Annotated in this window: 15 protein-coding genes; 8 read left to right on the forward strand and 7 right to left on the reverse strand. The window is 69.5% G+C overall.

The annotated features are described in order from the left end of the window. Position 1: 1 nt before the first annotated feature. Positions 2-2,599: a glycoside hydrolase family 9 protein gene (locus SY84_RS11550; protein WP_157882969.1), complete on the reverse strand. Its 2,598-nt coding sequence runs from the start codon at positions 2,597-2,599 to the stop codon at positions 2-4. Between the two features lie 526 nt (positions 2,600-3,125). On the opposite strand from SY84_RS11550, the gene SY84_RS11555 reads away from it, so the two are divergent. The 3 genes from SY84_RS11555 to SY84_RS11565 all read left to right on the forward strand — a co-directional run bounded on the left by SY84_RS11555 (position 3,126) and on the right by SY84_RS11565 (position 7,278). Then, positions 3,126-3,905, forward strand: a complete 780-nt coding sequence (locus SY84_RS11555; RefSeq protein WP_046844134.1) for a glycoside hydrolase family 16 protein — start codon at positions 3,126-3,128, stop codon at positions 3,903-3,905. Positions 3,906-3,931: 26 nt separating this feature from the next. Further along, the gene (locus SY84_RS11560; RefSeq protein ID WP_328512056.1) at positions 3,932-4,954 is read left to right on the forward strand and encodes a LacI family DNA-binding transcriptional regulator; all 1,023 of its coding nucleotides are present in this window, start codon (positions 3,932-3,934) and stop codon (positions 4,952-4,954) included. Positions 4,955-5,052: 98 nt separating this feature from the next. After that, entirely contained in the window at positions 5,053-7,278 is a 2,226-nt protein-coding gene (locus SY84_RS11565; RefSeq protein WP_052751133.1) for a glycerophosphodiester phosphodiesterase family protein, read from the forward strand. Positions 7,279-7,506: 228 nt separating this feature from the next. Here SY84_RS11565 and SY84_RS11570 read toward each other — a convergent pair whose 3' ends face one another. Then, on the reverse strand, positions 7,507-7,890 hold the full coding sequence (locus SY84_RS11570; RefSeq protein WP_157882970.1) for a GNAT family N-acetyltransferase: 384 nt from the start codon (positions 7,888-7,890) through the stop codon (positions 7,507-7,509). A 23-nt stretch (positions 7,891-7,913) separates the two neighbouring features. Next, positions 7,914-9,398, reverse strand: a complete 1,485-nt coding sequence (gene proS / locus SY84_RS11575) for a proline--tRNA ligase (protein ID WP_046844135.1) — start codon at positions 9,396-9,398, stop codon at positions 7,914-7,916. Positions 9,399-9,506: 108 nt separating this feature from the next. Here proS and SY84_RS11580 point away from each other — a divergent pair, with 108 nt between their 5' ends. From SY84_RS11580 to SY84_RS11595, 4 genes are all read left to right on the forward strand, one after another. Then, positions 9,507-10,007 carry an NADAR family protein gene (locus tag SY84_RS11580; protein WP_046844136.1) on the forward strand — a complete coding sequence of 167 codons (501 nt, stop codon included), beginning with the start codon at positions 9,507-9,509 and terminating at the stop codon, positions 10,005-10,007. 51 nt (positions 10,008-10,058) lie between these two features. Then, a complete protein-coding gene (locus SY84_RS11585) occupies positions 10,059-10,322 on the forward strand; it encodes a DUF2171 domain-containing protein (protein ID WP_052751135.1) in 264 nt (87 codons plus the stop codon). 204 nt (positions 10,323-10,526) lie between these two features. Then, entirely contained in the window at positions 10,527-11,363 is an 837-nt protein-coding gene (locus SY84_RS11590) for an alpha/beta fold hydrolase (RefSeq protein WP_046844137.1), read from the forward strand. Between the two features lie 117 nt (positions 11,364-11,480). Then, positions 11,481-13,427, forward strand: coding sequence for an alpha-amylase family protein (locus tag SY84_RS11595; protein WP_052751136.1), 1,947 nt, complete (start codon positions 11,481-11,483; stop codon positions 13,425-13,427). 15 nt (positions 13,428-13,442) lie between these two features. On the opposite strand, the gene SY84_RS11600 is transcribed toward SY84_RS11595, so the two are convergent. Continuing rightward, positions 13,443-14,621: a sensor histidine kinase gene (locus SY84_RS11600; RefSeq protein WP_245621330.1), complete on the reverse strand. Its 1,179-nt coding sequence runs from the start codon at positions 14,619-14,621 to the stop codon at positions 13,443-13,445. 181 nt (positions 14,622-14,802) lie between these two features. Between SY84_RS11600 and SY84_RS11605 the strand changes: the two genes are divergently transcribed. Next, on the forward strand, positions 14,803-15,237 hold the full coding sequence (locus SY84_RS11605; RefSeq protein WP_046844140.1) for a response regulator: 435 nt from the start codon (positions 14,803-14,805) through the stop codon (positions 15,235-15,237). A gap of 81 nt (positions 15,238-15,318) precedes the next feature. On the opposite strand, the gene SY84_RS11610 is transcribed toward SY84_RS11605, so the two are convergent. From SY84_RS11610 to SY84_RS11620, 3 genes are all read right to left on the reverse strand, one after another. Next, the gene (locus SY84_RS11610) at positions 15,319-16,314 is read right to left on the reverse strand and encodes an inorganic phosphate transporter (RefSeq protein ID WP_046844141.1); all 996 of its coding nucleotides are present in this window, start codon (positions 16,312-16,314) and stop codon (positions 15,319-15,321) included. Positions 16,315-16,325: 11 nt separating this feature from the next. After that, positions 16,326-16,964, reverse strand: coding sequence for a DUF47 domain-containing protein (locus SY84_RS11615; protein ID WP_046844142.1), 639 nt, complete (start codon positions 16,962-16,964; stop codon positions 16,326-16,328). Between the two features lie 116 nt (positions 16,965-17,080). After that, a complete protein-coding gene (locus SY84_RS11620) occupies positions 17,081-20,143 on the reverse strand; it encodes an alpha-amylase family glycosyl hydrolase (protein WP_046844143.1) in 3,063 nt (1,020 codons plus the stop codon). Positions 20,144-20,220 lie beyond the last annotated feature (77 nt).

The following is a 20,220-nucleotide window of genomic DNA, read 5'->3' on the forward strand; positions in this document are numbered from 1 at the left end:
TTCAGCGTCGGGTGCTGTGCTCCACGAACGCCGCCACCCACGCCAGCGGCGCGTTCCAGTTGATGGTCACCTCGTTCATGGTGTACGCGCCGATGTCGTCGGTGTAGCAGCGCAGGCCCACGCAGCGGCCCCTGAGTTTCGCCGCGACCGGATCGCTGAAGTTCACGCTGTTCGGGCCGCCCGACACCACCCCGCGCGGCGGGCCGGGCAGCGCCGCGTCCAGCGACCGCGCCCAGAAGCGGTGGTGCGGGTTCAGCAGCGGACGCTCGCCGTACCCGGACACGTACGACTTGTCCATGGGGTTGCGGCCCAGCAGGTAATTCAGGCCCTCCAGCACGACATTCACGAACGAGTCGTCACCCGTGAAGTCCCACGCGGCGCCCATCACGACCGAGCGGTTCAGCACGCCACTGTTCGACCCCCACGTGGCGGTCGCGCCGGTCATCGGCAGGCGGTAGCCCTGCGTGCCCGCCGCGTCCCGGAACGCCCGCGCCGCCGCCACGACGTTCGCGCGCGCCTGCTGCACGTCCGCGGCGGGCAGCGCCGTGGGCACGCTGGCGAGCGTCAGGGTGCCCGCCGCCGTCAGGTCGCTCCAGCCCAGTTCACGCCCTTCGGGCATCTGCAGGAACAGCGGACTGGCCCGCAGCGCCTCCAGGAACGCCGCCTCGCCGGTCGTGGCGTACAGTTCCGCCGCCGCCCAATAGAACTCGTCGCTGACGTCCGTGTCGTCGTACGGGCCGCCACCCACGAACAGGTCGTACGCGTACACGTCCGGCGCGGCCTTCGCGGCCTGCCACGCGCGGCGCGCGGCGCTCAGGCAGCGGTCCGCGAAGGCCGGGTCCGAGGCGCGGTACACGCGGGCGCACTGCGCGGCCACGCCCGCGAGGTTCAGGGTCGCGGCGGTCGTGGGGTAGTACAGCGCGCGCGGCTGCGGGTCCTGATCGGGGCGCAGCGGCAGCCCGGTCCAGGCGACGTCCGTGAGTTTCTGGTGCACCAGCCCGCCCGCCGGGGTGGGCGTGAGGGTCAGCGGGGCGCCGCGCTGGTTGCCGCGTGGCAGGGGCAGCGTCTGCCCGTCCGGGATCTGCATGCGCAGCATGAAGTCCAGTTCCCAGCGGACCTCGTCCAGCAGGTCGCTGCGGCCGTTTCCGCTTTCCGGGATGCTGAGGCTGCCGTCCGCGTCCGGGATGTTCAGGCGCGCGCCCCGCTCGGCGAGGTTCAGGAGCGTCCAGACGCTCACGCCGCCGTTCACGACGTACTTCCCGTGATCCCCGGCGTCGTACCAGCCGCCGCTGGCGTCCAGTTCGTACGCGCAGCCGGGCCAGACGTTCCCGGCCTGATCGGTGCCCCTGAAGCAGCTGACGCGCGTGTCCCCCTGGTTCGGGCTGCTGCCCGCATGACCGGCCGGGCGGGCCCAGGCGTCCCCGACGTACTTCGCCTCGATGGGCGTGCCGCTGCGGTTGTGGTAGAAGTACGCCAGCGCGTCGCGTTTCAGGCCGTCGTACACGCGTCCGATCCGGAACGGGTGACTGCGGAACCCCGCGACGTCCAGCACCAGCCCGTCCGCCGGGGCGGTCACGGCACTGAAATCCACCTGATGCAGATGCTCGCCGGACGCGGCGTCCGCGCCGAACACGCGCGTCACGCCGCTGGCGACCGCGCGCGTGCCGTCCAGCAGCGTCCACGGCAGCGGCCGGTCCGAGTCGAACGGCAGGGCCGCCAGTTTCGGCCGGTCCGGCAGGTACCCGGTCTGGTTGAGCCGCACCAGATTCAGGTCGTCCGCACCGGCAGCCGGGACGGCGCTGCCGAAGGCCGGGCCGGTCAGTGAAATGCGGCTGAAGCACACGGTCGTGGCGGCCTTCGCGCCCAGCTGGAACTGGAACGCGGCCTTCGCGTCGCCCGGCTGCGCCATCGTGAACGTGGACGTGAAGGTCTTCGGCTGGCTGGTCACGTCCACCTCCTGCACGAAGTAGTTGGTGTACGGCGCGCCGTCGAACTGCAGCAGCGTCCGGAACGACGTGGGCTGCGCGGCGCGCGCCGTGAAACTCAGGGTGTACGTGCCGCCCTCGTTCAGGCCCACGCCGCCCTGCCCGAACAGCACGTCCCAGGGGTTGCTGCCCGGCTGCGTGATGGTCAGGCAGGCTTCGCCGCCAGTCGTGCTGGCAGCCGTTCCGGCGGTCCACCAGGGATTCAGGCCCTGACTGAAATCCCCGTTGTTCAGCAGTTCGGTCGTGCGGGTGTCCGCGATGCGGATCTGCACGCTGACCGGCGCCGAGATCCCCGCCACGTCCCCCGCCACGGCCTGCGCGGAGTAGGCGTGCGTGCCGTTCAGGCCAGGGTCGGCGTTCACCGTGAACTCGTACGGGGCGGTCGTGTCCTCGCCGAGTTTCACGCCCCGGTCGTAGAAGATCACGCGGCTGGCGCTGCCCGTCACGGCCGCGCTCAGGCGCAGCGGGCCGCTGGCGTCCAGGCTGGCGGCGCTGCTGCTCAGGGTGACGGTGGGCGGCGGGGTGGCAGGAGTGACGGCGGCGCAGGCGCTGAGGATCAGCGCGCAGGACAGCGCGGTCAGGTGCAGGGGGCGGGCGGGCTGGGGGTGCGGCATGGGGGAGGACCTCCGGGGCGGGCAGGGTGGGAGACACTCCGGCCCGGACGGCGGGAACCGGAGCGGACGCGGACGTCCGGCTGGGCGTGAGGATGTGAATGAACCGTAACAGGCGCACTCCGCTCCGTCAAGAAAAGCCTTTCATGAGATCTGGCGGGATGCAGCGCCGCATCTGCGAAAGGGGGCTTCCGGCGAGGGAGCGGGCCTTGCTCCGGCGCGAGAGTCAGTGAGCAGAACAGAAATCCTCCTCGACTACCTGCGCGGAAGGGTCGGTGTCGACCGCCCCCAGGAGGCCGAGGGCAGGGCGGACAGTCCCCCTCTTGCTGAAAGGCTTTTCATGGCATACGCTCCGGCTGGATCGCCCACAACCCACCCGCTGCCCACCGACGGACAGCTCCGGAGTCCACCGGCCCACGCCATGCCCGGCCGGCCGGACGGTGCGGTCCACCCCGGCCCTCCTCACCCACCGCCCGGCGCGAGTTCCCCCGCGCCCCTCTCACCGCTGCCGCGCAGCACCGGAGTTCACATGACCACGTCCCCCCGATCCATCCTCCTGCTGCTGCTCGGCGCGGCCCTCAGCGCCTGCGGCCAGACCACCAGCCCCACCAGCCCCGGCCTGGCCGCGCAGGCGGTCAGCGGCGACTTCAGCCGCTGGGGCATGAGCTGGAGCCCCTCCACCTGGAAGAACGGTGACCCCCTGTTCGGCTGCACCTTCTCGAAGAACAACCTCACCCTGGGGGGCGGCAGCGACGCCGCCGTGTACGGCTGGCTGGACAGCAGCACCTGCAGCGAGATCAAATCCAACCGCTGGAAGACCCAGGGCACCCGCTTCGGCGGGGACATCTACGTCCCGAACGTCGCGGGCACCACCACCACCCTGTTCACGTACTTCAACGACGGCACCGTCTGGAACGAGATCGACGTGGAATTCGTCCCCAGCCGCGGCAGCCTGCACCCCGCCCTGATCTACCGGAACGGCGGCAGCCGCTACGTGTACGAAGCGTGGATTCCCGCCGCCAGCAACGCCTGGCACCGCGTGGACGTCAACTGGACCGCCAGCAGCATCATCTGGACGCTGAACGGCCGGGTCGTGTTCACCATGTACCGCAACGCCTCCCTGCCGCTCGGCGCGACCGTCGTGACCGGCAGCGGCAGCAGCATGCAGATCCCGGCTGCCGCGTGGCCCACCCGCAGCCAGCAGCTCATCGCGAACTTCTGGCGGGGCAGCAACACCGCCGACGCCCGCGGCTTCCTCGGCTCGTACGGGGGCGGCACCGGGCAGGCCATCTGGAACAACCTCTACTGACGGTCACCACCCGCTAGAGTGACGCGGTGGCGGGCCACGGCAAACGCATGACGCACGGCGTCACCATCAACGAGGTCGCCCGCGAGGCCGGGGTGTCCATCAGCACCGTCTCGCGGATCATCAACGGCACGGCGTTCGTCGCGGACGACAAGCGCCGCGCCGTCGAGACCGCCATGCAGCGCCTGGGCTTCCAGCCGAACTACCTCGCCCGGACGCTCATCACCGGGCGCAGCATGACCGTCGGCGTGATCGCCGAGGACATCGTCAGTCCCTTCTACGCCGACGTGATCCGCGGCATCGAGCACGCCCTGCTGGACACGCCCTACCAGCCCGTCCTGAACAGCGGCCACTGGTCCATTCGGCACGAGACGCGCGCCATCGACACCCTGATCTACCGCAAGGTGGACGCCCTGCTGCTGCTGGGCAGCACCCTGCCCGACGACACGCTGCGGGACGTGGCCGCGCGCGTCCCGCTGGTCCTGTTCGGCCGCCGCGTGCCCGGCCTGGAAGGCCACTGCCTGACCCTCGACCAGCGCGGCGCCGCCCTGAACGCCACCCGCCACCTGATCGAACTCGGGCACCGCCGCATCGTGCACCTGCACGGCCCGCCCGGCCAGCAGGACGCGCAGGAACGCCGCGCCGGGTACCGCGACGCCCTGACCGGCACTGGCCTGCCCCTGCACCCCGAACTGGAACTCCAGGGCGATTTCCTGGAGCAGTCCGCCGCGCAGGCCCTGACGCACCTGCTGGGCGCCCGCGTGCCCTTCACGGCCGTGTTCGCCGGGAACGACCAGATGGCCGCCGGGGCCCGACTGGCCCTGCACCGCCGCGGGCTGCGCGTCCCGGACGACGTGTCCCTGATCGGCTTTGACGACCTGCCCGCCAGCGCGTTCACCATCCCGCCCCTGACGACCGTCCGGCAGCCCACCTACCAGATCGGGCAGGCGCTCGCCCGGCATGTCCTGCACGTCCTGGCGGGCGAGGCGTCCAGCCTGCCGGACTTCGACCTGCCGCTGATCCTGCGGGAATCCACCCGGCCGCTGCGCTGAAATGACGGCTGGGCTGAAATGACCACTACGCTGTGCTGACCGCGCCCTGACCGCCCGCGCACACGCCCCTGACCGCCCGGCGCGAGGGTGGACGGCACATGCGACCCCTGAAGACCGCCCTGCTGGCCCTGACCCTCTCGCTGGGAGGCGCGCACGCCGCCACCCTCATTGGCTTCGCGCAGCTGCCCGCCGACACCCTCGCCGACGGCCCGACCAGCGGCGCCTGGAACGGCGGCCTGCGCGGCCAGCCCCGCTTTCAGGGGCAGCCGGTGCAGGGGTTCAGCGGCGTGCAGTTCACGGCAGGCGGCGAATACCTCCTGCTCAGCGACAACGGCTTCGGCGCGAAGAACAACAGCGCCGATTACCTCCTGCGCCTGTACCGCCTGAGCGTCACGCCCAACACTGCCGCGAAGGCCGGGACCGGGCAGGTCGGCGTGCGCGGCTTCATCAGCCTGCGCGACCCGGACCGCCGCGTGCCGTGGCAGATCGTGAACGAGGCCACCCCGGACCGCCTGCTGACCGGCGCGGACTTCGACCCGGAAGGTTTCGTGATCGCCCCCGACGGCACCCTGTGGATCGGGGACGAGTTCGGCCCCTACCTGCTGCACTTCAGCGCCGACGGCCGCCTGCTAGACGCGCCCACCCCCACGCCCAACCTGCACGGGCGGCCCACCCTGCGCGGCCAGAACCCCATCGTAATCGCGCATCGCGGCAGCAGCGGCACCCGCCCCGAACACACCCTGGAAAGCTACCGGGTCGCCATTGAGGGCGGCGCGGACTTCATCGAACCCGACCTCGTCGTCACGAAGGACGGCGTGCTCGTCGCCCGGCACGAACCCGTCATGGTCGTCCTCGATAAGGACGGCAAGGTCACGGAGGCCACCACCGACGTCGCCACCCGCCCCGAATTCAAAGGCCGCGTGCGGACCAAGACGCTCGACGGGACCAGCGTCACCGGGTACTGGGTGGAGGACTTCACCCTGGCGGAACTCAAGACCCTGCGCGCCGTGGAACGCCTCCCCGCGCTGCGCGGCCGCGCCTTCGACGGCCGCTTCGAGGTGCCCACCCTCGCCGAGATCATCGCGCTCGTGCGCGACACGGAAGCCCGCACCGGACGCAAGGTCGGCCTCTACCCCGAAACGAAACACCCCACATACATGAAAGCCGCCGGGTTCGACACCAGCCAGCTGCTGATCGACACGCTGACCCGCGAGAAATTCACCGACCCCGCCCGCGTGTTCATCCAGTCGTTCGAAACCGCCAACCTCCGCGACCTCAAGACCCGCATCATGCCCGCCGCGGGCGTCACCCTGCCGCTCGTGCAGCTCGTCAGCGGCCCCACCGAGGCCCCCTACGACTGGGCCGCCAGCGGCGACACCCGCCGGTACGACGCCCTGACCACCCCCGAGGGCCTGCGTGACCTCGCCACGTACGCCAGCGGCGTCGGCCCCACCAAACGCTGGATCATCACCGACAAGGGCGACACCACCGACTTCGTCAGCCGCGCGCACGCCGCCGGACTGCTCGTGCACCCCTGGACGCTGCGCAGCGAACCCACCTACCTGCTGCCCACGTACGCCGGGAACCCCGAAGAGGAAATGCGTCAGGTGCTGCGCGCCGGCGTGGACGGCTTCTTCACCGACTTCCCCGCCACCGGCGCGCGCGTCGCCGCGCAACTGGCCGCCCCCGAGGTCCGCAGCCCCCAGCACCCCGCCTTCACGCAGGGGGCCAGCAGCGCCGACGCCACCCTGGGCGCCAGCGGCGGCTTCGAGGGCCTCGCCCTGAGCGCCGACGGCACCACCCTGTACGGCCTGCTGGAAAAGACCGTCACCGGCGACCTGCCCGGCCAGCTGCGCCTGAACGCCCTGAACCTGGGCACCCGCCAGTGGAGCCTCGCGGGCCGCTACGCGCTCGACGCGGGCAGTGACGCCATCGGCGACCTCGCCACCGTCAACGACACCCAGTACCTCGTGCTGGAACGCGACAACAAGGTCCACACCGACGCCCGCAACAAACGCGTGTACCTCATCGACCTCAAACGCCTGAACGCCGACGGCACCTTCCAGAAGACCCTGATCGCCGACCTGATGAACATCGCCGACCCACAGGGCCTCGCGCCCGACACGCGCGGCGGCACCCTGACCTTCCCGTACGTCACCATCGAGAACGTCATCGTCCTGAACCCCACCACCCTCCTGATCGCCAACGACAACAACTACCCCGCCACCGGCGGCCGCGGCCCCGGCGTGAAGGACGACACGCAGTTCCTGTGGCTGCGCCTGGGCGAGCCTCTGAACCTCGCCCCGAACCTCGGCGGACGCTGAACCCAGCACAAGGAGGAGGCCACCCAGATTGACCGGGTGGCCTCCTGCCTTGCCGCGCTGCTTCAGGGCCGGACGAGCAGCACCATCCGCCCCGCCCGCCGGAAGTCGAAGCGGCCGTAGAACGTCTCGGCCGGTGACTCCCGCGCGGTCATACGGATTCCGTTTGTTTCGCCGACAATCCGGAACTTCACCGGATTGCCAGCTCCACGTCCGGAACCCGTTTCACTCCTACTCGCATCCGCTCGGATTGAACGGCTTGATAAGCCATTCAATCGGAGTCTGTATCAGGAGCGATACGTTCGTCACCCCACGCGCCCCGGCGGCCGCCAGATGCGCGTCCAGCAGCGCCCGGCCCACCCCGCCGCGCTGACGCTCGGGCCGCACGAACATCTCCTGAACCTCATGTGACAGGAACGAAGCCCGCACCTGATCGCGTCCCAGCACCGCCCCCACGCACACCCCACCGTCCAAGGCGACCAGCGCGGCACTCCGGAGCGTGGCGAGCAGGTCACTCAGGGCCGCGCGGGCCGATCCGTCCGTCCAGGCCTCGTTCCAGGGCGCCGCGCCAAACGTCGCGCAGAACGCGTCGGCCAGGGCAGGCAGATCAGCCACAGAGGCGGGGCGGAGATCCATATTCAGTACTGACGGCCGAAGATCACGCGCTTGCCGTACGCGGCGGGGCGGCCGGTGTGCACGCACACGCCCTGCTCGGCCTCGTTGAAGAACTCCGCGTCGTCCAGGGGGACGTTGCGGGCGGTGGCCTTGGTGTCCTCCTTGATCTGCCGTTCGCTCTCGGGGTCGCCGCAGTGGAAGGCGCGCACCCACTTGCCCGCCTCGATGGCGGCCTTGAACTCCCCGTAGGTGTCCACCGTGACGGTGTTCTCCAGCATGAAGCTCGTGGCGCGTTCCAGCAGCCAGTCGTGAATGCCGTCCAGGCGCGCGGTCATGCCGCCCACCGCCTCGGCGCGGGGCAGGGTTTCCTTCTCGTCGCCGTTGCGGTTTTTCACGACGACCACGCCGCTCTCCAGGTCGCGGGGGCCGAGTTCGATTCGGACGGGCACGCCCTTGAGTTCCCAGTCGTTGTACTTGAAGCCGTTCGTCACGCCGTCACGTTTGTCGACCTTGACCTTCAGGCCCTGAGCGCGCAGTTCGGCGGCCAGTTTCTCGCCTTCCTCGACCATCTGGTCGAAGTTGTCCTTGCGGCCCACGGGAATCACGACCACCTGAATGGGCGCGATGCGGGGCGGCATGATCAGCCCGAAGTCGTCCCCGTGCGTCATGATGATCGCCCCGATGATGCGGCTGGAGATCGCCCAGGAGGTCGTGTGCGCGAACTCCTCGCGCTGCTCGCGCGTCTGGAACTTCACGTCGAACGCTTTGCTGAAGTTCTGGCCCAGGTAGTGTGACGTTCCGCTCTGGAGGGCCTTCCCGTCGCGCATCATGCCCTCGATGGAGTACGTGGCGACCGCCCCGGCGAAGCGCTCGCTGGCGGTCTTCTCGCCGCGCACCACGGGCAGCGCCAGCACGTCCCGGCAGAACTCGTGGTAGATGTCCAGCATCTGCCGCACCTCGCCGCGCGCCTCGCTTTCGTCGGCGTGCGCGGTGTGGCCCTCGTGCCAGAAGAATTCGCTGGTGCGCAGGAACGCCTTCGTGCGCAGCTCCGCGCGGAACACGCTGCCCCACTGGTAGTGCAGGAACGGCAGGTCACGGTAGGAGTTCAGCCAGCCGCTCCACATGTGCCCGATGATCGTCTCGGACGTGGGCCGCATCACGTACGGCTCGGCGAGTTCCTCGGTGCCGATCTTGTTCACCGTGAACAGCTCCGGCGCGAAGCCCTCCACGTGATCCGCTTCCTTGGTGATGAAGCCCATGGGAATCAAGGTGGGGAAGATCAGCGACTCGTGCCCGGTCGCCTTGAACCTGTCGTCCAGCCAGCGCTGAATGTTCTCCCACAGCGCGCTGCCGTAGGGCCGCACGACCATCGCGCCCGCCACCGGGCTGTTGTCGGCCAGGTCGGCCTTCTTCACGACCTCGTTGTACCAGTCGTTGAAATCCACGCTCTGGGGCGTCACGCCGTACTGCTGCGCCTTCCTGTCCTGTTTGCCGCCGTCTTTCGTCATCGCCCCGCATGATACCGGGCGCGGGCAAAGCGCCGCGCCGAACCGGGCACGCGTCCGCTGCGCCACCCTGCGGATGCCGGGTCAGGCCGGGTGGGGGAGACTGGGCCTATGAGTCCCGAGCCCGTGTTCTTCTACCGGACGGCACATCCGTTCTCTAACTTCCATCCCAGTGTGTTCACGGAAGGCGGGGTCACGTATCAGTGGGCGGAGCAGTACCTGATGGCCCGCAAGGCCGCGCTGTTCGGGGATGAGGTGACCCGGCGGGCGATCCTGGCCGCCCGCACGCCGGGCGAGTGCAAGGCGCTGGGCCGCCGCGTGAGCCCGTACGACGATGCCCGCTGGGCGCAGGAACGGTTCGGAGCAGCGCTGGACATGCTGCGTCTGAAGTTCGGTCAGAACGCGCGGCTGCGGGCGGCGCTGCTGGCGACCGGCGAGGCAGAACTGGTGGAGGCCGCCCCGGACGACCGGATCTGGGGCGTGGGGTTCAGCGAGCAGGACGCGCCGGGCGTGCGGCAGGCGTGGGGGGCGAACCTGCTGGGCCGTGCGCTGATGGCGGTGCGCGCGGAGCTGACGGCGGATGACGGTTCCCTCAAGGTCGGGTCAGGCTGACCTGAATGGTTCTGTCATGGGGCGGCCATCTGGCAGGGTGACACTGCTCGCATGACGAAGATGAATGTCGGAGAGATCAGCGATCACATTGCGCAGTCCGTGAAGGCCCGCCTGGAGCAGGGTGGCGAGCATCTTCAGGTGAAGGACGTGAACGGTGAGCACGTGGGCACCGTGGATCACATGGATGGCGAGCGCGTGAAGCTCACGAAGACGGACAGCGCGGACGGGCAGCATCATTACCTGAGCCTGGATCAGGTGGAGAGCGTGGATGACGTGGCGGTGTACCTGAACGTGGAGCGCAGCGCCATCGCGTAACCCCGACTGCTGAACCCCCGGCGGCGTGACGAGCAGGTCACGCCGCCTTTCTTCTGCCTGTCCGGAAGGTTCAGGTGCGCTGAAGTGTTGCTGAGGGGGCCTGAAGGTGCCGCTCAGGGGAGGCGAGTGGGGCGGGCCTAGGGTGGTGAGCGGAACGGTTTAACGTCATACGACCTCATTCACGCGACCCCATTGGAGGTTCCGATGCCCACGATTCAGACGAAGCACGCCCACGCCCCGCAGACCGAGCTGTACTACGAAACCTATGGCCAGGGACGCCCGGTCGTGCTCATCCATGGCTGGCCGCTGTCGGGCCGCATGTGGGAAGGGCAGATCGACGCGCTGCGCCATGCCGGGTATCAGGTCGTGTCGTACGACCGCCGCGGCTTCGGCCAGAGCGGCAAGACCGCCACCGGTTACACGTACGACGTGTTTGCCAGTGATCTGAAGGACCTGCTGGAGGCACTGAACCTGACCGACGTGACGCTGGTGGGCTTCAGCATGGGTGGGGGCGAGGTTAGCCGCTACGCCGGGCTGTACGGCACGGACCGCGTGCGCAGCGCGATGCTGGTGGCGTCCGTCGCGCCTTACCTGCTCAAGACTGCGGACAACCCTGATGGCGGCATGACCCACGAGGATGTGGAGGGCATGGTGAAGCAGGTGGCGCAGAACCGCCCGCAGTTCCTGGCCGGATTTACGAAGAAGTTCCTGAACTGGGACGAGAACGGCGCGAAGCTGGGCGACGAGTTCCTGGATTTCGCGGCGGCGATGTACATGCAGGCGTCCCCGGTGGCGACGCAGGAGTGCGTGCGGGCCTTCGGCGAGACGGACTTCCGCGCAGACCTGGCGCGGCTGACCGTGCCGACGCTCGTCGTGCACGGTGACAAGGACCAGATCGTGCCGCTCGCGGCGAGCGGACAGCGCGTGCCGCAGTACGCGCCGAACGCCGAGTTGCACGTGATGACGGGTGCGCCGCACGGCCTGAACGCCACGCACAACGACGAGTTCAACAAGATCCTGCTGGACTTCGTGGCCCGCTGATTGATGACTGAGTCGGGGCGGTCTGGCCGGGTGCCGGGCCGCCTCTGCCCGTGGTGGGGGAGGGGGGGACCCCCCATCTTGGAAACAGTTCCAAAATCTGGGTATGCTGGGGGAGCCATGCCTCAACCTGCCCTTTCCCGGACGCTGATGACCGGGGCGCTACGCGCCGCCTTCGACGACGACCGCGACGCCGACACCTTCGCGCTGCGCCTCGACCGCTACGGCCCGGAACTGATCGCCAGCCTGCAGGCCGTATACGGCGAGCAGGCTGAGCCCCTGCTGGCCGGGCTGCTGGAGGTCATGCTGCACGCCTACCACACCCGCCCCGCCGACCTGAAACGGCTGGATGAGGCCCGGCTGCTGACCCCCGACTGGCTCCAGCGCCCCGACACCGTCGGGTACGTGGCCTACACCGACCGCTTCGCGGGCACCCTGAAGGGCGTGCAGGGCCACCTCCCGTACCTGGAGGAGCTGGGCGTCACGTACCTGCACCTCATGCCACTGCTCAAACCCCGGCCCGGCGAGAACGATGGCGGGTACGCCGTGCAGGACTACCGCGCCGTGCGGGACGACCTGGGCAGCATGGACGACCTCTCGGCGCTGGCCGCCGACCTCCGGGCGCGCGGCATGAGCCTCGTGCTCGATCTGGTGCTCAACCACGTGGCGCAGGAACACGAGTGGGCACAGAGGGCCCGCGCGGGCGATCCCACCTACCGCGCGTACTTCCATATCTATCCCGACCGCACCGAACCGGACGCCTACGAGCGCACCCTGCCGGAGGTCTTCCCGGACTTCGCACCCGGCAACTTCACCTGGGACGCCGCCGCGCAGGGCTGGGTCTGGACGACCTTCAACACCTACCAGTGGGACCTGAACTGGTCGAACCCCGACGTGCTGCGCGAGTTCGTGGACATCATCCTGCACCTCGCCAACCGCGGCGTGGAGGTCTTCCGGCTGGACGCCATCGCGTTCCTGTGGAAGCGGCTGGGCACCGACTGCCAGAACCAGCCCGAGGTGCACCACCTCACCCGCGCGCTGCGTGCCTGCGCCCGCATCGTGGCGCCCGCCGTGGCCTTCAAGGCCGAGGCGATCGTGGCGCCCGCCGACCTGATCCACTACCTGGGCACCCGGGACCACCACGGGAAGGTCAGTGACATGGCGTACCACAACTCGCTGATGGTGCAGCTCTGGAGCAGCCTCGCCAGCCGCGACACGCGCCTGTTCACGCAGGCCCTGTCCGCCTTCCCGCCCAAACCCACGAACACCACCTGGGGCGTGTACGTCCGCTGCCACGACGACATCGGCTGGGCGATCAGCGACGCCGACACGAACGCCGTGGGCCTCAGCGGGCCCGGGCACCGGCACTTCCTGTCGGACTTCTACAGCGGCGAGTATCCGGGGACCTTCGCGCGCGGGCTGGTCTTCCAGTTCAACCCGCAGACCGGGGACCGCCGCATCAGCGGCACGCTCGCCAGCCTCGCCGGACTGGAGGCCGCGCTGGACACCGGCCACCCGCAGGCCGTGGATCACGCCGTGCGGCGCATCCTGCTGCTGCACGCCGTCATCCTGGCGTTTGGCGGTGTGCCGCTGCTGTACATGGGCGACGAACTGGCCTTCCTGAACGACCACGCGTTCGCGGACACGCCCGAGCACGCCGCCGACAACCGCTGGGTGCACCGTCCCCGCATGGACTGGACCCGCGCGCAGGACGCCGCCCGCGACGCGGGCACCCCGCACGGCCGCGTGAACGCCGGACTGCGCCACCTGATCCACGTGCGGCGGGCGCTGCCGCACCTGCACGCCAGCATCGAGAGCCGCCCCCTGCCCAGCCCCGACCCCTGCGTGCTGCTGCTGCGCCGCGACCACCCGCAGGGCACGTTCCTGGGCGTGTACAACTTCAGCGAGCACACCATCCAGTTCCCCGCCCACGTCCTGCGGGACGTGCTGGGCGAGCACGCCGTGGATCACGTCGCGGGCAGCGCCTTCAGTTTCGGCGGGCAGCCCGTCCTGCTCGAACCCTACCGGGCGCTGTGGCTGACCGCCGGGACCGGCCCGCTGGGCTGACCGTCCGCCGGGAGCTCACTCCGGCGCGGGTTCTCCGTCTGCTGGCACGGCGGGCAGCGTGAAGTGCACCTGCACGCCCTCGGGGCGCGACTCGATCCAGATGCGGCCCCCGTGACGTTCCACCACGCGGCGGCACACCGCCAGCCCGATCCCGTTCCCCCCCGCCGCCGCGCGCGAATGCAGCCGCTGGAACATCCCGAACACCTGCTCGGCATGCTTCGGCGCGATCCCGATCCCGTTGTCGGTCACCGTGAACTGCACCCAATCTCCCTGCTCCTGCGTGGACAGGTGCACCCGCAGGGGCCGGTCCGCGCGGAACTTCAGCGCGTTCCCCAGCAGGTTCGTCAGCAGCTGCCGCACCTGCGGCGCGTTCGCGTGCACCTCCGGCAGGTCGTCCCGCGACACCCGCGCGCCCTCCGGCCACGGCAGCGCCCGGCACGCCTCGTCCCACAGCGGCCCCAGGTTCAGCGGGCTCATGGGCGGCTGGGTGGCCACGTTCGACAGCGTCAGGATGTCCCGCACGAGCTGCCGCGCCCGGAACGCCTGCTCGGTGATGCGCTGCAGGTACGTGTCGGCCCGCTCGTCCAGCACCTTCCCGGCGTAGCGGTGCCGCAGGATATCCGCGTACGCGCCCAGCGTCCGCAGCGGCTCCTGGAGGTCGTGACTGGCCACGTACGCGAACTGCGCCAGCGCCTGGTTGCGGTCCTCCAGCTCGGCGTTCTGCCGCTCCAGCGCCGCCTGACTGGCCGCCAGCGCCTGCGTGCGCTCCTGGATGCGGCTTTCGAGTTCCAGGGTCAGCTCCGCGGCCTCTAGCTCGGCCAGTTTGCGCCGCGTGATGTTCTCGTGCGCCACCAGCGCGAACTGCGCACCGTCCTGCGTGAACGCCGTGACGCGCGCCACGAAGAACCGCTGCTCGGTCGGCGAGTGGCACGGGTACTCCAGTTCGAACAGGGCCGCCCGGCCGGCCAGCACGTCCCGGATCCCTGCCGCGATCTGCTGCGCGTCCTCCTGATCGGCCCCCAGCGCCGCCTCGCACACGGACAGGTAGTTCACGCCGACGTCGTCGCTGCCCCCATTCTCCTGCGAGAAGACCCGCCACGCCGCATTCACGGCCAGGATCACGCCCCGGTCATCCAGGATGGCAATGATGGCGGACAGCGCGTCGAAGGCGGCGCCGGCAAATCGCTGCGGCACCGTCGTCACATCCGGCCCGCGACTGGAGGACGGACGCGGTGGCCGGCGCGGGCAGTCATGCCGCTCACCCTAACAGCTTCCCCTGCCGCGCACCCGGGCGGACGTCACAGGCTGCCCGGGTGCGGCAACCGTAAAGCCTGCCGCGCTGGTCGCCCCGCCCGACCTGCGCTAGGCTGAAGCGATGTCCAGACCCTTCACCGTCCTGCTGGTCGAGGACGAGCCCGCCGACGCCGAACTGTTCCAGGACCTGCTCGCCGAGGTGGCCGCCGACATCCGCGTGGAACACGCCGAGAACGGGCAGGCCGCCCTGGACCTCCTGCAACGCCCCGGCGCCCAGCGCCCCGACCTGATCGTCCTCGACCTGAACATGCCCGTCATGAACGGGCACGACTTCCTGTCGCAGGCCAAGGCTGTTGCGGACCTGCGGGCCATTCCCGTGATGGTCCTCTCGACCAGCGACCACCCGGACGACATTCACCGCGCGTACGACGCCCACGCCGGCGGGTACGTCGTGAAGCCCGGCAGCTACCAGGAGTACACCCAGGTGCTCGACACCGTGCAGGCCTACTGGCGCGGCCTCGTGCGCCTGCCCCGCCTGGAGGACCTGGCCCGCTGAGTGCTCCTGGGAAGCCCACGGGCCGTACAGAGAAGGGGCACCTGAACGCGGGTGCCCCTCCTCTGTACGGCGTGCGCAGCGTCAGCCCAGCAGCAGCAGCGCCTTGTGGAACGCCCAGCCGAGCACGATGCACACGGGGATCGTGAACACCCACGCCTGCACGATCCGGCCCGCGACCTGCCACTTGACCTTCTTGAAGCCCTTGGTGGTGCCCACGCCCATGATGCTGGTGCTGATGGTGTGCGTGGTGCTCACCGGGATGCCCAGCGCGGTGGCGCCCGTGATGATCGCGGCGGCGCTCGCCTCGGCGACGAAGCCGTCCACGGGTTTGAGATCCACGACCTTGAAGCCCATGGTCTTGATGATGCGCCAGCCGCCCATGGCGGTCCCCAGGCCCATCGCGGCGGCGGCCGACAGGATGATCCACAGCGGCACCTGCTCGACCTGCGTGCCCAGGTAGGCGCTCAGGGCGAAGGTCATGATGCCCATGGCCTTCTGCGCGTCGTTCCCACCGTGGCTGAAGGCCATGAAGGCCGCCGAGCCGATCTGCAGCCAGCGGAACGTGCCGGTCACGGTGCGGGGCCGCATGTGCCGCAGCACCAGCCACGACAGCAGCGCCATCAGCAGGATCGGCACGATGAAGCCCAGGACGGGACTGGTGAACAGACCGGTGACGGTCTTCTGCACGCCCTTGGGAATGATGATGCCCCACCCGCCGGCCGCGACGCCCGCGCCCACCAGCGAGAAGATCAGCGCGTGGCTGGAGCTGCTGGGCAGGCCCTTCCACCACGTGAACAGGTTCCAGACGATGGCGCTCAGCAGCGCCGCGCCGGTCAGTTGCAGGGTCGCGAACTCCTGCGGGACGATGGACGTGGCGATCGTCTTGGCGACGGCCGTGCCGGCCAGGGCGCCCACCACGTTCAGGATGGCGGCCATGGCGATGGCCTGCGCGGGTGTCAGGACCTTCGTGGCGACCGAGGTCGCGATGGCGTTCGCGGTGTCGTGAAAGCCGTTGATGAAGTCGAAGGCCAGCGCCAGGAAGATGATGATGAGAAAACCGATCAGCAGAGGTTCCATGCAGCCGGGCCTCAGGCGTTCTTCAGCAGGATGCTTTCGACGGTCTTCGCGACCCGCTGCGCCTGATCGCTGGCGTCCTCGATCAGCGCCACGATCTCGCCGCCACGCATGGCGCGGATCATGCCCGGCACGTCGTTCACGCCGTCGTACAGGTGACGCTGCACCTCGTCGCTGATGGTGTCGCCCTGGTCCTCCAGCGCGCGGATCTCGCGGGCGATGCGGGTCAGTTCACCCAGCTGCCCCTTGTTCTCGATCAGCGGCATGCCCTGCGCCAGCAGCGCGCACTGCTGCTCGACGATGCGGGCCAGCTGCGCCATCTGCGGCAGGGGCTGCTCCACGCCGTACAGGCTGAGTTTGCGCGCAGCGTCCTCCATGTCGTCCACGAGGTCGTCGAGTTCGTTGTTCAGGCTGATGATGTCCTCACGGTCGAAGGGCACGATGAACGACTCGGCGAGCAGGTTGGTGATCTCGCCGGTCAGGCGGTCGCCCTCGTGCTCCAGGTCACGCACGCGCTTCACCTTGGCGTCCACGTCGGTGTAGTTCTCCAGCAGATCGACCAGTGCGGTGGCGGTCGCGTGGGCGTTGCGGGCGGCTTCAGCGAACTTCAGGCTGAATTTGGGGTTGCTGGGCATGAATTTAGACAGAACCATGACAATCCTCCCGATTCTCCACCCGAATGTCATGGGAATGTCAGCCCGGGCGGTCAAGGTGAGGCGGGAGGGCCAGTCTGGTCGCCTCCCGCCGTTGAAGGGTTAGTGTACCGGGTTCAGGGCAGCTTGAGGGGTTCTGTGAAGGTGGCGCGGCAGCTGCCGTAGCAGTCGGTGATGGTGTTCGCGCCCGCCGGGGTGCTCTTGTCATCCGGGATGATGTCGCCCGCGCCGTAGCCGTCCCCACCGAAGATGCCGCCCATCAGGCCGATCCCGGCAGCAGGTTTGCCGCTCAGGCCCAGCGCCGTCCAGGGAATGGCGAGTTCCACGGTCTGCTCGGGGGCCGTCCCGCTGCTGGCCTGCAGGTAGTCAGCGGCACTCCCCTCGGTGGTGGCGGTGTCGCTCTGCACGAGGCGCAGCTGGGCCTTCTCGGTGCCGTAGCGGGCGATGAAGGCGTTCACGCCGTCCACCTGACCGCCGAAGGTCGCGGCGCGTTTCCAGGCGTCGAACTGATCGGCCTGTTTCGCGCCGCCGGGCGCGGTGTCGAGGTACAGGATGGCACTGTTGCCGTCCACGCGGTACGTGTACGCGAGGTACAGGTACTGGGCGTCACTATCGGCCCGCAGGCTCAGCCAGTTGTTGTTCGCGCCGAAGGTCCCCTCGGCGGGGCTCTGCACGCTGACGGGGGGAGCGGTCCAGTCGCTCAGGTCGCCGTCAATGGTGTACTTCGTGCGCAGGTCGCGGGCCAGATCGATGTTCGCGTCCTGCGCGGGCGCCGTGACGTTCAGGGTGCCGTCCACGTACCCGCCCGCGCTGGCTTTCAGGGTCTGCGCCCCGGCGGGCACCCGCAGGGTGTAGGTGCCGTCCGGGAAGGTGATCGCGTAGTTCAGGCTGGGGGTGGCGCTCGTGGCCTCCACCAGGGCCCCGCCCAGGTTCTGCCCGCCGCCCGTGACGCGCCCGGTGATCGTGGCGGCCGGGACGGGCTGCTCGCTGAAGTCGTACGTGCCGCTGTAGGCGTTGCCGTTCGTGCCGACCACGTAGGCGCGGTCGCCCTGGCCCGGGGCCTCGTAGCCGCCGTTCTTCGCGCTGGCGCTGTCGTTGCCGAACTTGAACTTCACCTCGCGGAAGAGGGGCAGGTCGATGCTGGTCTTCCACACGCCCGGCGTGTCCTGGGTCATGGGGTACTCGATCTGGCTGCCGGTGTCGAAGCGGCGCAGTTCGATGGGCCCGTTGCCCTGGGTGCGGGCGTCCACGGTGAACGTCACCTTGGCGGTGTTCTTGCTGCTCGCCGTGCCGGTGACCGTCACGCCCCTGCTCTCGGCCCCGGCGCTGTCCACCGTGACCACGCGGAAGGTGGTGTTGACGTCGTTCGTCAGGCCGCGCACCAGGAAGCTGCCCTGCGTGGCCGGGATGGGCGCGAAGTTCACGAGGCGCTCGGTGCCGCCCGCGGGCGTCACGTACACGCGGTACCCGGCGACCTTTGCGTCCGTGCCCGGCGTCCAGGTGAGCTGCGCGGCGCTGTCCCCGGCTTTCGCGGTCAGCCCCGCGACCTCGGGCAGCGCCGGGTTCACGGTGCCCGCCGCGCCGGAGCCGCTGGGCGCGGTGACCGCCAGCACGCTGCGGGCGGGCACGCGGCCCACCAGTTTGCCCCCGCTGACGCTCAGGGTCATGGTGCGGCCCGTCACCTCGGTCAGCGCGGTGCCGGAGAAGGTGCCCAGCAGCGGAATCCCGCCGCCACTCAGGCTGCCCAGATCCAGTTCGGTGTCGCCGTTGTTCACGACGAACACCACAGGCTGCCCGGCCACGCCCTGCACGCCGCTGAGCACGCGGCGGTACGCCAGGACGGGCGCGCCGCCGTTCGGGCGCCAGAGTTCCTGCTGCGCGCCGCGCGTCAGGGCGCGGTACTTGGCGCGCGCGGCGGCCAGCGCCCCCAGGCGCTCGTCCAGCGTGCTACTGCCCAGGCGGGTGAAGTCCATGTCCTCGCGGTTGCCCTGCCCCAGCGGGTAGTCGTAGGGATCCCCCTTGCCAGCCTGGGCGTACTCGGTGCCCTGCCAGACGCTGGGCGTGCCGCGCGAGAAGTACATCGTGGACAGCGCCAGGTCGAGGCGCTCGGCCGCCTGCGCGGCGCTGCCGCCCCGCTCGGTCACCTCGGTCACGAAACGGCGCACGTCGTGGTTGTCCACGAAGGTCGTCAGGCGGGTGGGGTCGCGGTATACGCCGTCCTGCGCGAACACGTCCGCCACGCGGTCCAGGTTGCCGCCCGCGCTGCTCATCTGATCCTTGAACGCGAAGTACAGCGCGAAGTCGAACACGCTGGGCGCGCCGAGTTCATTCATGAAGCGCGCGAGGTATGCGGGGTTGCCGTCGAACACCTCACCGACCGACCAGATCTTGGCCGGGTCGCCCGCGCCGCCCGCCTTGAAGAACTGCGTCCAGTACGCGTCGGGCACGTGCTTCATGGTGTCGATGCGCAGCCCGTCGATGCCGGTCGCGCCGCGCCAGTACGTCACGAAGTCGTTCAGGTACGCCGTGACGGCCGGAAGTTCCTGCTTGAAGTCCGGCAGGCCCGCCAGATCGCAGTCGGTGGTCTTGTTACTTGACGCGTCGCAGTCCGCCTGGGTGTGGAACCAGTCGGGGTTCGTCTTCGTGAGGGTCGCGCCGTACCCGGCGTGGTTGACCACGATGTCCTGAATGACCTTGATGCCGTTCCGGTGCGCCGTGTCGATCAGCGCCTTGTACTCATCGAGGGTTCCGAAGTGCGGGTCGACCTTCTGGAAGTCCTCGGCCCAGTAGCCGTGGTACCCGGCGAACGGTTTGCCCTGACTGGGGCCGCTGCCGGTGTTGATGGCGGGGACCTGCAGCACGACCGGGCTGACCCAGATGGCCGTGAAGCCCATCTTTTTGAAGTACCCCTCGTCGATCTTGGCCTTCAGGCCCGCGAAGTCCCCGCCGTGCCACGCCAGGGGGTTGGTGCGGTCGGTGCGGTCACCCGCGTCGCGGCCGGGCCCGTTGTCGTTGGCGGGGTTGCCGTTGGCGAAACGGTCGGTCATCGCGAAGTAGATGACCTCGTCCTGCCACGTGCGAGGGGTTGCGTTGGGAGCCTTGAACAGGCTACAGGCCGACAGAGACAGCGTGAGGGCCGCCAGGGCGCCCGCGCGCCCGACCATATGGAAGCGTTTCATGTTAGGTCTCTATTCAAATGTGAAGCGCTTCCGAAAGTCAACCTTCATCGTTCGCTCACGCCGCGAGGTCGCTGACA

The organism is Deinococcus soli (ex Cha et al. 2016) (assembly GCF_001007995.1).
GTDB classification, from domain to species: domain Bacteria; phylum Deinococcota; class Deinococci; order Deinococcales; family Deinococcaceae; genus Deinococcus; species Deinococcus soli.